This window comes from Micromonospora sp. NPDC000207 (genome assembly GCF_040300925.1).
Classification (GTDB): Bacteria; Actinomycetota; Actinomycetes; order Mycobacteriales; family Micromonosporaceae; genus Micromonospora.
Genome location: NZ_JBEPEQ010000059.1, coordinates 25,044 through 35,797, shown reverse-complemented (window position 1 = coordinate 35,797; position 10,754 = coordinate 25,044). Strand labels below are relative to the sequence as shown.

10 protein-coding genes are annotated in these 10,754 nt (G+C 71.4%); 9 read left to right on the top strand and 1 reads right to left on the bottom strand.

The annotated features are described in order from the left end of the window. The 4 genes from ABT336_RS16285 to ABT336_RS16270 form a co-directional block, all read left to right on the top strand. Nucleotides 1-273: M15 family metallopeptidase (locus ABT336_RS16285; protein ID WP_350897421.1), on the top strand; the 273-nt coding region annotated here is incomplete at its 5' end. Nucleotides 274-638: 365 nt separating this feature from the next. After that, nucleotides 639-1,838 carry an RtcB family protein gene (locus ABT336_RS16280; RefSeq protein ID WP_350897420.1) on the top strand — a complete coding sequence of 400 codons (1,200 nt, stop codon included), beginning with the start codon at nt 639-641 and terminating at the stop codon, nt 1,836-1,838. Nucleotides 1,839-2,053: 215 nt separating this feature from the next. After that, nucleotides 2,054-2,740 carry a MerR family transcriptional regulator gene (locus ABT336_RS16275; RefSeq protein WP_350897419.1) on the top strand — a complete coding sequence of 229 codons (687 nt, stop codon included), beginning with the start codon at nt 2,054-2,056 and terminating at the stop codon, nt 2,738-2,740. A 63-nt stretch (nt 2,741-2,803) separates the two neighbouring features. Beyond that, entirely contained in the window at nt 2,804-4,048 is a 1,245-nt protein-coding gene (locus tag ABT336_RS16270) for a snapalysin family zinc-dependent metalloprotease (protein ID WP_502891190.1), read from the top strand. A 64-nt stretch (nt 4,049-4,112) separates the two neighbouring features. On the opposite strand, the gene ABT336_RS16265 is transcribed toward ABT336_RS16270, so the two are convergent. Further along, nucleotides 4,113-4,493 (bottom strand): DUF1622 domain-containing protein, encoded by a 381-nt coding sequence (locus ABT336_RS16265; protein ID WP_350897417.1) that lies wholly within the window; start codon nt 4,491-4,493, stop codon nt 4,113-4,115. A 250-nt stretch (nt 4,494-4,743) separates the two neighbouring features. Between ABT336_RS16265 and ABT336_RS16260 the strand changes: the two genes are divergently transcribed. The 5 genes from ABT336_RS16260 to ABT336_RS16240 all read left to right on the top strand — a co-directional run bounded on the left by ABT336_RS16260 (nt 4,744) and on the right by ABT336_RS16240 (nt 10,655). Beyond that, entirely contained in the window at nt 4,744-5,880 is a 1,137-nt protein-coding gene (locus ABT336_RS16260) for a transporter substrate-binding domain-containing protein (protein ID WP_350897416.1), read from the top strand. Next, entirely contained in the window at nt 5,766-6,914 is a 1,149-nt protein-coding gene (locus ABT336_RS16255; RefSeq protein WP_350897415.1) for a hypothetical protein, read from the top strand. The genes ABT336_RS16260 and ABT336_RS16255 overlap by 115 nt, the downstream gene beginning before the upstream one ends. A 251-nt stretch (nt 6,915-7,165) precedes the next feature. Continuing rightward, on the top strand, nt 7,166-7,771 hold the full coding sequence (locus ABT336_RS16250) for a DUF4956 domain-containing protein (protein ID WP_350897414.1): 606 nt from the start codon (nt 7,166-7,168) through the stop codon (nt 7,769-7,771). Further along, nucleotides 7,768-8,598 carry a polyphosphate polymerase domain-containing protein gene (locus tag ABT336_RS16245; protein WP_350897413.1) on the top strand — a complete coding sequence of 277 codons (831 nt, stop codon included), beginning with the start codon at nt 7,768-7,770 and terminating at the stop codon, nt 8,596-8,598. The genes ABT336_RS16250 and ABT336_RS16245 overlap by 4 nt, the downstream gene beginning before the upstream one ends. Nucleotides 8,599-8,639: 41 nt before the next feature. Next, nucleotides 8,640-10,655 (top strand): CotH kinase family protein, encoded by a 2,016-nt coding sequence (locus tag ABT336_RS16240; RefSeq protein ID WP_350897412.1) that lies wholly within the window; start codon nt 8,640-8,642, stop codon nt 10,653-10,655. Nucleotides 10,656-10,754: the final 99 nt, after the last annotated feature.

The following is a 10,754-nucleotide window of genomic DNA, read 5'->3' as shown; positions in this document are numbered from 1 at the left end:
GGCGCGGGGGCGTGCACCGCGCCCCGTGCCCAGCGGTCGGCCGACGACAGCGTCGACATGGGAACCGGCTTCGACTGTTTCGACCCGCTGTCGGCCACCGACGCGGTGGCGATCCCTGCCGTGGCGCGGGAGAACCGGGCACTGCTGCTGCGCCTGATGACCGAGGGCGGGTTCGTCGGCTATCCCCGGGAGTGGTGGCACTACCGCCTCTCCGACGAGCCCTACCCGGACACCTACTTCGACTTCCCGGTCAGCCGGGCGGCGGTCCGCTGAGAACACCGTTGCGGGGGTGTACGGCCCCACCTACTGTTGATCAGCACCGTCCGTTCGAGCGCCCGGGGGAGGCCGCCGTGTCGCAGCACATCCGCACCGACGAGCGGCCCGTCCTGTCCGGCGCCGGTCCACGGGACGTCCGTCGAGGGCGACAACCGGGCGGACCGACATACCGACCGGGATTCCTTCGACGCACCGGGGAACCCGACCCGTACGCGGGGTGCCGGGGCGCGTAGCGCCCACCCGTCACCGTCGACCGCCCCGATCCGCGTGGACCGGGTGGGCGGTCACACCTCCCGGCACGACCGGGCTCTGTTCGTCACCAGCCGCCGGTGTCCGAGGCGGCACCATCCGAGGAGGCAATCATGAGTTTCACCGAGCTGCCGGGGACCCGGGCTCCCGTACGGGTCTGGACCGACCCGTACGGCATCGAGCCGCAGGCCGCCCGGCAGCTGCGCAACATCGGCGCGCTGCCCTGGGTACAGGGGGTCGCTGTGATGCCGGACGTGCACTTCGGCAAGGGGGCCACCGTCGGTTCGGTGATCGCGATGCGGCAGGCGGTGTCCCCGGCGGCGGTCGGCGTGGACATCGGCTGCGGAATGTCCGCCGTCCGGACCTCGCTGACCGCCGTCGACCTGCCCGACGACCTCGGCCCGCTGCGGCGTGCGATCGAGTCGGCGATCCCGGTCGGGTTCGCCATGCACGCCGACGCCGTCGACCCGCGCCGGGTCCGGGGCCTGGAGCAGGGCGGTTGGGGTGACTTCTGGCAGCGGTTCGGCACCCTCGACCCCAGGGTGGCGCAGCTGGAGACCCGGGCCCGTCGCCAGCTGGGCACGCTGGGCGGAGGGAACCACTTCGTCGAGGTCTGCCTGGAGTCGGGGGGCACCGACGACGGTCGGGTCTGGCTGATGCTGCACTCCGGGTCGCGCAACATCGGCAAGGAACTGGCCGAGCGGCACATGGCGGTGGCCCGGGGGCTGCCGCACAACGCCGACCTGCCCGACCGGGATCTGGCGGTCTTTCTCACCGGCACCCCGGAGATGGACGCCTACCGGCGGGACCTGTGGTGGGCGCAGGAGTACGCCCGGCGCAACCGGGCGGTGATGCTGGCGCTGCTGGGCAACGTGGTGCGGGAACACTTCCCGCAGGTCGGGTTCGACGAGCCGATCTCCGCGCACCACAACTACGTCGCCGAGGAGACCTTCGGTGGCGAGCAGGTGCTGGTGACCCGCAAGGGCGCGATCCGGGCCGGACGGGGGGACCTGGGCGTCATCCCCGGCTCGATGGGCACCGGGTCGTACATCGTGCGGGGGAAGGGCAACCCGGACGCGTACTGCTCGGCGTCGCACGGTGCCGGGCGGCGGATGTCGCGGGGGCAGGCCAAGCGGACGTTCAGCACCGCCGACCTGGTGGCGCAGACCGCCGGGGTGGAGTGCCGCAAGGACGCCGGGGTGGTCGACGAGATCCCCGGGGCGTACAAGGACATCACCGAGGTGATGGCCCAGCAGGAGGACCTGGTGGAGGTCGTGGCGCACCTCAGGCAGGTGGTGTGCGTCAAGGGCTGACTGTCCTCCCGGCGGCTCGCCCGGGGCGGTGCGTCGGCTCCGCCGCGAGGTGCCGGACCCCGACCCCGGGTGAGGTGTGGTAAGGGTCGCGGGGTCCGGCGTACCTCGGGTGGTGACCGGCCCTGCCGGCCACGTTATCGTTGGTCACCCCTGTTGAGGCTTTTCAGTCGTGGCGCAGGGATTACGGGGCGTTACCTTCAAGAGCGGGTGAGTACATGCGGCCGATCGACCTGGCCCGGGAGCACGGGTTGTCGACCCAGGCGGTGCGCAACTACGAAGAGGTGGGCATCCTGCCTCCGGCGCAGCGCACCTCGTCCGGCTACCGCCGTTACACCCCCCGGCACGTCCAGGCGTTGCGGGCCTTCGTCGCCCTGATCCCGGCCCACGGGCACGCCGACGCCACGTCGATCATGCAGGCGGTCAACCAGGGGCGGGTCGACGCGGCGCTGGCGCTCGTCGACCGGGGGCACGTCCGGCTGCACACCGACCGGTTGACGCTCGACGCGGTGACCGAGGCGCTGGCCGGGTTGGTCGACTCCACCGGGGCCACCGACGAGCCGGTGTCGGTCGGGGTCCTCGCCCACCAGCTCGGGCTCCGTCCGACGACGCTGCGGCGGTGGGAGCGGGCGGGGGTGCTGCGGCCACCCCGCGAGGCCGGTACCGGGTACCGGACCTACGCCCCGGCGGACGTACGCGACGCCCACCTGGCCCACCAGCTGCGGCGGGGCGGATACCGGCTGGAACAGATCGCCGAGGTGGTGGAGCGGGTGCGGTCGGCCGGGGGTGTGGCGCCCCTGCAGGCCACCCTGGCCGACTGGCGGTCCCGCCTGGACGGGCGGGGTCGGGCCAAGCTGACCGCGGCGGCGGCCCTCCAGCGCTACCTGACCGAAGCCGGCCACTGACAGGTATGACAGAAACAGTATTCGACAGTCGGAGACTGACATACATAGCATCAGCGCACATCGATGCGCAGGGCACGTGCCGCTGCGGGACCGAGGGAGTGCGCGATGGTGCGACGACATCTGTTGCGGGTGGCGACAGCCGTAGCCGCGGCGGTGCTGGCGACGACCGGCCTGCAGGCCGTCACCGGCGCGACGGCTTCGGCCGCCGCCCGGACCGTCTACTACGACGCCAGCCGGGCCGGAGAGTTCCGGACCAACTTCGACGCGGCGGCCCGGATCTGGAACAGCTCGGTCACCAACGTCCAGCTGGTGGCCCGTACGCCGGGCAACGTCACGATCTACGTCGACAACGGCTGGCCGCGCGCCCAGGTCACCGGGCTCGGCTCCGGTCGGGTGTGGATGGGCTGGGAGGCGGTCAACCAGGGGTACGACCGGACCCGGATCGCCACCCACGAACTCGGACACATCCTCGGTCTGCCCGACCGGCGTACCGGACTGTGTACCGACCTGATGTCCGGCAGCAGCGCCCCGGTCTCCTGCCGTAACGCCAACCCCAGCGCCGCCGAGGCCGCGCAGGTCAACCGCCTCTTCGCCGGCAGCACCGCAGCCTCCTCGCAGGTCGCCCGGACCTACACCTGGACCGGCGCCGAACCCGACGACGCGGTGACGCCGATGGTCGTCGGCGGCCGACCGGCAACCGAGAACTACCCCTTCATGGTGTACGTCTCCGGCTGCACCGGCTCGCTGATCAAGGCGAACTGGGCGGTCACCGCCAAGCACTGCGGCACCCCCGCCTCGGTCCGGGTGGGCAGCGTGAACCGGACCAGCGGCGGCACCGTGGTGAGCGTGGTCCGGGCGGTCAACCACCCGACCATCGACGTCAAGCTGCTGCAACTGGGCAGCTCCGTCAGCTACGCCCCGGCCCCGATCCCGACCACCTCGGGGGCCGTCGGCACCGCCACCCGGATCATCGGATGGGGCCAGACCTGCGCCCCGCGTGGCTGCGGCTCGGCCCCGGCCGTCGCGAACGAGCTGGACACCTCGATCGTCGCGGACACCCGGTGTCTGGGCATCAACGCCCCGTACGAGATCTGCACCAACAACACCAACGGCAACTCGGGTGCCTGCTACGGCGACTCCGGTGGACCGCAGGTGCGCCGGATCAACGGGGCGTGGAGCCTGATCGGTGTCACCAGCCGGGCCGGGAACAACAACTCGACCTGCGCCACCGCTCCCTCCATCTACGGTGACCTGCCGTCGATCCGCTCCTGGGTCAACACCCAGGTCGGTGGCCTCCCGGCCGCCTGACCGCCCGCCCCTTCCCCTCCGACGGGGGACGCCGACCCGGCGTCCCCCGTCGGCCCGTGTGCCCTCAGGTGGCTGTCGTCGCGGCCCGGTCGCCGGCCCCGGTCCGCCCCGACTGCCACGGCCAGCGCCCGGTCAGCTCCACCTCCAGCGAGAGGCTGAGGAACGTCCGGACCACGACGATCAGCGCCAGGACCCCCACCCCGCGAAACGTCGGGGCGACCGCCACGGTCCGGATGATGTCCCCGGCGACCAGGAGCTCCAACCCCAGCAGGATCGCCCGGCCCACCCCCTGCCGGTACGACCGGTAGGCGTCGGCGAGTTGCCGGGTGCGCGCGTACCGGGTCAGGAAGACTCCCGAGGCCACGAGCGCGCCGACGGCGATGACGAGCACCCCCGCGAGGTCCAGCAGACCCCCGACCCGCTCGACGACCTGCTGTGTCGACATCGCCACCCCCGTGCTCCGACCGGCCGGGACCGTGGGGGTCGGCCCCGTAGACCCCGTCGGCTCGGGCGGGGCCGGTCGTCCACCGGCGCACCCACCATCGCGCATCGGCCCGGCCGGTCCGCCCTGTTTCGCGAATTCCCACGGAGTCCGGGTCGCCGAACGTCGGCTACGGGTCACCACGGACGCCCGGTGAACCCGCACAATGGAGGGCCACATCCGGGTGGACGGGTGGACAGGGGGAGGGGTGCAGGTGGGGGAGTCGGACGAACCCCGTCCCGACGGGCCGGCCCGGGCGTCGCGTACGACGCGAGTGCGGCAGGCCCGCCTGGTGGGGCTGGTGGTCGTCCTGGCCGTCCTGGTGGCGGCGGTGATCCCCATCGTGCTCGCGACGGGTCCACCGACCCGCGACGATCTGTTGGAGGAGGCCGGACTCGTCGGCCGGCAACAGCTGCTCATCGGGGTGAAGGACGATCAGCCCGGCATCGCCCAGCGGCTGCCGAACGGCACCTGGCAGGGCTTCGACATCGACATCTCGTACATGATCGCCGGGTATCTCGGTTTCGACAGGTCGCGGGTCCGCTTCCTGCCGATCGAGAGTGAGGACCGGGCCCGCCGTCAGGCCCGCGACGGCGACGAGTTCGTCACCGTCGACCTGGTGATCGCCTCGTACAGCATCACCAGGCTGCGGGAGGAGGAGGAAGGGGCGGTCTTCTCGGCCCCGTACCTCGCCACCGAGCAGTCGGTGGTGACCCGGCGCGACGTACGCGACGGCGAGCAGGTGAGCAGCCTCGAGGACCTCGCCGGGGAGCGGGTCTGCACGTTGACCACCTCGACGTCCAGTCAGCGACTGCGCGACGCCGGGGCCACCCCGATCGGCCGGAACAAGATCAGCGAGTGCATCCAGATGTTGTACGACGGAACCGCGTACGCGGTCACCACCGACGCGGCGATCCTCGCCGGGTTCGTCACCGCCGACCAGCCCAACGACGACGGTCGGCACTTCCCCACCGTCCTGGAGGGCGGCAAACCCCTGCGGCACTGGGACATCGGCTCCTCCGCACAGGAGAAGTACGGGGTGAACACCGGTCCCAACGAGGCGCTGCGTGATCTGGTCGACCTCGCCCTGTACGCCTCGGCAAAGGACGAGAAGAACTCGGCCTGGGAGGAGGCGTACGACGCCAACCTGCGCTGGCAGCAGCGGTACAACCCCCAGCAGTCGGTCGCGGAGCAGCAGCAGCCCGAACCGAGGAAGGTGCAGGTGCGGCAGTGGCCGTGGGAGAGGATCGCGCTACCGGCCCCGACCTATCCCGGGAGCCCGTCGTCCGGGGTGGTGCCGTCCGGCCGCGCCGGACGACGGGGGCGCGTCAGGCGCAACAGTGGCTGCTGACGTTCCTGCCCGCGTTCCCCGTCCTGCTGCTGGTGCTGCGACTGTGGCAGCTCAGCCGCCAGGACATGTCCACGATGCTGCTGCTGGTGCAGTACGTCAGCCCGCTGGGTCTGCTCAGCGCACTGCTGATCGCCCTGGTCTGGGCGTTCCCGCTGGGGGTGCTCACCTTCGGGGTGCTCGGCCGCCTGCTGCGGATCAGCGCACCGGACCGTTTTGATCCACAACGGTCGCTACTGGCCTCGTGGACGGCGCGGACCCCGGGTTGGGTCCTCACCGCCGGGGTCGCGTTGGGGGTGCTCACCTGGCAGCTGCGGTTCCTGCCGACCCTGCTGATGCTGGGTCTGTGGCTGCTCGCGTTGCGCACCCGCTACCTGTACCCGGACCAGCCGACCCGGATCCTGCTCGTCGGGGTGGCGTTGCCGCTGGCTGCGGCGGTGTTGGTCTACTCGGCGGTGGGGCCGGCGGTCGTGGCCGCGCTTCGGGCGGGCGAGCTGACCACCGCCGCCCTTCTGGCGGTGCCGCCCGCAGCCACCGTGCTGCTCACCGGACCGCTGCCCGGTTGGGTCGCCCCGGCGTTGACCCACGGCCTGGCGTACACGGTGGCCGCCGTGCTTCCCCTGGTGATGGGGGCGGTATTCCTGCGGGTGCCGCTGCTGCCCACCGCCGCCGTCGAGGTGGCCGGCGCCGAACCGACCGAGACCACTCCGGGCGGCGTGCCGTCGGCCGAGACCACTCCGGGCGGCGTGCCGTCGACCGGGGTGCGCGACCGGGCCGGTCCGGAGGTGGTGGTCGGTGCCCTGATCACTGTCACCGACACCTCGACGATCGTCCTGGATCCGGTCACCGGCGTGCGGTTCCTGCCCAACGGCGAGGTCCGGTCGCAGGTCCTCTGTCCGCAGGCGGCGGGGGTGCCGTACAGCGTGGTGGCGGTGCACGGATGGCCGGTGGAGGAGACCGCACTGGACTGGATGATGCCCCGTCGACCGATCGTCGCTGTGGACGCCCGGTGCGAGGGTCGGCTCCCGGTCCGGTGAACCACAGGCGGCTCCTTGTCGACCTTCTGCCCGGCTTCCTGGTATGCCTCGACGACTTCCACGTGCGGGCGACGGGGTGAGACCCGGCACGATCACCGGGCGCGGCGGGCGGGTTCGACACCCACCCGCCGCGCCGTTTTCGATGCGGGGAGCACCGACCCACAGTCATTGACCCTCTTCGATGTCAGGAGTAATCTGCTCGAAACTTTATGGACGAAGTTCCCGAAAGTTTCGGAGAAAGGGCCTACGGGATGTCACAGCTTGTCCTGTTCGCGATCGACATCAGCGCGGTGACACTACTCGTCTTCGGGCTGTACTTCCCCCGACATCGCCGGCGCGACCTCGTCGTGGCCTACCTGGGGGTCAACGTCGGCGTCCTAGCGGTGGCGAGTGCGTTGAGCGCCAGCAACGTCGGTGCCGGCCTCGGCCTGGGCCTGGCGCTGTTCGGGGTGCTCTCCATCATCCGCCTGCGCTCGACCGAACTCGACCAACACGAGGTCGCCTACTACTTCTCCGCCCTGGCGCTGGGCATCCTCGGCGCGTTGAGCACCACGTCGGTATGGCTCAGCGCGGGCCTGATGGGACTGATCATCGTGGTGATCTACCTCGGTGACCACCCGCGGCTGCTCCGCCACTACCGACACCAGATCGTGGTGCTCGACTCGGCCTTCACCGACCAGGTCGCCCTCGTGGCCCACCTGGAGGGCCTCCTCGACGCCCGGGTGCACGTCGCCACCGCCCAACGGGTCGACCTGGTCAACGACACCACGGTGGTCGACGTCCGGTACTCCACCGCCGTACGCCGGGTCACCACCGGCGTGACCGGCACGCCCACCCCGGTCGGAGCCCGGCGATGATCCCCCTGTCGATCGCCGAGCCCCTCACCGGACTGGCCCCCGTCGGGCTGACCGAACTCGTCGAACGGGCCGCCCTCCATACCCGGATCGACCGCAAGTACGTCGTCGCGGTCGCCGACCTGCCGTACCTGTTGGGTCGGCTCCCCTCGGACACCCGGGTCCTCGACATCGACGGCGAGCGGTCCTTCCGCTACGAGTCGGTCTACTTCGACACCCCCTGGCTGGTCAGCTACCACCGTGCCGCGTACCGCCGTCGACGGCGGTTCAAGGTCCGCACCCGTACCTATCTCGACTCGGACCGGTGCTGGCTGGAGGTCAAGGTGAGCGGGGCTCGGGGCAACGTCACCAAACACCGCCTGCCGTACCGGCCGCAGGACCGGACCACCGTGCGGCCCGGCCGTGACTTCGTCGACCACGCCCTCCTGCGGGAGGCCCTGCACCCCAGTGCCGGGAGCCCACTGGATCCGGTGCTGGTCACCGGCTACCGACGGGTGACCCTGCTGCTGCCGGCCCCGCTCAGTCGGATCACCATCGACACCGGACTGACCTGGCACGACTTCACCCACACCCTCCGGACACCCGACCTCGCCGTGGTGGAGACCAAGTCCACCGCCGCCGCGACCCCCGTCGACAGGTTGCTGTGGCAGCGGGGGAGTCGGCCGGTCCGGATCTCGAAGTACGCCACCGGCCTGGCCGCCCTGCGTCCGGACCTGCCGGACGCGCCGTGGCGGCGGACCCTGCGCTGGCACTTCTGCGCCGTCGAACCGGCGGTGGACCCGACCCCGACCGCCACCCCACGACCCGAACCGGAGGCATCGTGCGCCTGACCGTCCGCACCGCAGCACCAGCGAGGGGGACCCGCCGCGCGGTGACGGCAGCCGTGGCCGCCGTCGTGCTGGTGGGCGGGCTTCTCGTGCCCCACCCGCCGCAGGCCGGAGCCGAGCCGTCCACCCCCGCCGCGAACGCCTCCGTCACCACTACCGCCGCTGCCGCCGACCTCCTGGGTGACATCGTCTTCTCCGCCCCCAGCGGCACCTTCCGCCAGGAGGTGACGGTGTCGTTGAGCACCACCGTCGCCGGTGCCCAGGTCCGCTACACCACCGACGGTCGGCTGCCCACCGCCCAGTCCCCGCTCTACTCCGGCTCACCACTGCGGTTCACCCGGACCACCCAACTACGCGCCCAGGCCTTCGCGGGGCAGACCCCCACCGGGGCACCCGGCACCGCCATGTACGTCGCCACCACCGCCACCACCACCCACGACCTGCCGGTGGTCGTGGTCGACTCGTACGGGGCCGGTCGGCCGGACCGGGAGTACATCGACGCCGCCACCATGATCTTCGAACCCACCGGCGGAACCACCTCCCTGTCGGCGGCCCCCACCGTGGCGACCCGGGCCGGATTCCGCCTCCGTGGGCAGTCCTCCTCGACGTTCGACAAGACGCCGTACCGGCTTGAGTTCTGGGACAACGCCGACGACGACGCCGACCATCCGGTGCTGGGCATGCCGGCCGACTCCGACTGGGTGCTGCGGGGGCCCTTCACCGACAAGGCGCTGATCCGCGAGGCGCTCGTCTACGACCTCGGACGGGAGATGGGCCTGCCCGCCCCGCGCTACCGGTTCGTGGAGTTCTACCGCAACACCGACGCCGGTCCGGTCGGGACCGACGACTACATGGGCGTCTACATGCTCGTCGAGACGATCAAGAACTCGAAGAACCGGCTCGACCTCAAGCAGCTCCGGGCGGACGACCGGACCCTGCCGAAGATCACCGGCGGGTACATCTGGAAGTTCGAGTGGATGGCCGCCGAGGAGCCCACCCTGCCCTGCACCGGCCCGGCTGCCACCTGCTGGAACTACCTGGAGGTCGCCGACCCGTCCCCCCTGCAACCCGAGCAACGCACCTGGCTGCGCGACCACATCCAGCAGTTCCACGACGTCCTACGGGCCCCGAACGCCGCCGACCCGGCCACCGGGTACCGGTCGTACATCGACGTCGACTCCTTCGTCGACCAGATGATCCTCAACGAGCTGAGCCGGGAGATGGACTCGTACATCCGCAGCGCGTACTTCTACAAGGACCGGGGCACCAAGATCTTCGCCGGTCCGCTCTGGGACTACGACCTCACCTTCGGTGTCGGGGGCTTCTTCGGTAACGACCAGCCCGCCGGATGGCAGTACCAGCAGGTCCGCCAGCCGGTGGCGAACGACTGGTACACCCAGTTGATGCGGGACCCGGCCTTCGTCGACCAGGTTCGGGCGCGTTGGCAGACCCTGCGTCGCGGACTGCTCTCCGACGCCTCGCTGCGGACCCGGGTCGACACGCTCGCCGCGCCGCTCGCCAACGGCGCCCAGCGCAACTTCCAGCGCTGGCCCAACCTGACCACCCCGATGATCGGCTATTTCTTCACCCCCACCGCCCCGACCTGGCAGGGGCAGGTCCAGTTCCTGCGGGACTGGATGCTGCGCCGGGCGACCTGGCTGGACTCCACCGCCGGGTGGGGTGGCCCCGTCACCCCCACCCCCGGGCCGACCACCACCCCGACCGGGCCACCCGCGCCGACCACACCCCCGCCCGGGACGGCCGGCTGCACTGCCACCTACACGGTGACCAGCCAGTGGTCCGGCGGATTCCAGGGCGAGGTACGAATCACCGCGGGGAGCGCAGCGATCCGTGGGTGGACGGTGACCTGGACCTACGCCAACGGCGAGACGGTCTCCCAGGCATGGAACGCCACAGTCACCAACCAGGGCTCGACAGTCACCGCCCGGCACCTCTCCTACAACGGGAACCTGGCCGCCGGTGCCTCCACCACCTTCGGGCTGCTCGGGTCGGTCACCGGTACGACCCGCGCCCCGGTGCCCACCTGCACCGCCACCTGATCCGTACGGCCGGCCCCCGACGACACGCCCTGCGGTGTGTGGCCGGGGGCCCGGCCGCGTACGCCGCCCGCCCGTCGGAGCTCGGCCGGTGGTTACCAA

Bases quoted from the DNA above. Each gene is read 5' to 3' on its own strand.
- ABT336_RS16270 (WP_502891190.1), top strand. From the start codon at position 2,804: ATGCGCAGGGCACGTGCCGCTGCGGGACCGAGGGAGTGCGCGATGGTG.
- ABT336_RS16245 (WP_350897413.1), top strand. From the start codon at position 7,768: ATGATCCCCCTGTCGATCGCCGAGCCCCTCACCGGACTGGCCCCCGTC.
- ABT336_RS16250 (WP_350897414.1), top strand. From the start codon at position 7,166: ATGTCACAGCTTGTCCTGTTCGCGATCGACATCAGCGCGGTGACACTA.
- ABT336_RS16265 (WP_350897417.1), bottom strand. From the start codon at position 4,493: ATGTCGACACAGCAGGTCGTCGAGCGGGTCGGGGGTCTGCTGGACCTC.
- ABT336_RS16280 (WP_350897420.1), top strand. From the start codon at position 639: ATGAGTTTCACCGAGCTGCCGGGGACCCGGGCTCCCGTACGGGTCTGG.
- ABT336_RS16275 (WP_350897419.1), top strand. From the start codon at position 2,054: ATGCGGCCGATCGACCTGGCCCGGGAGCACGGGTTGTCGACCCAGGCG.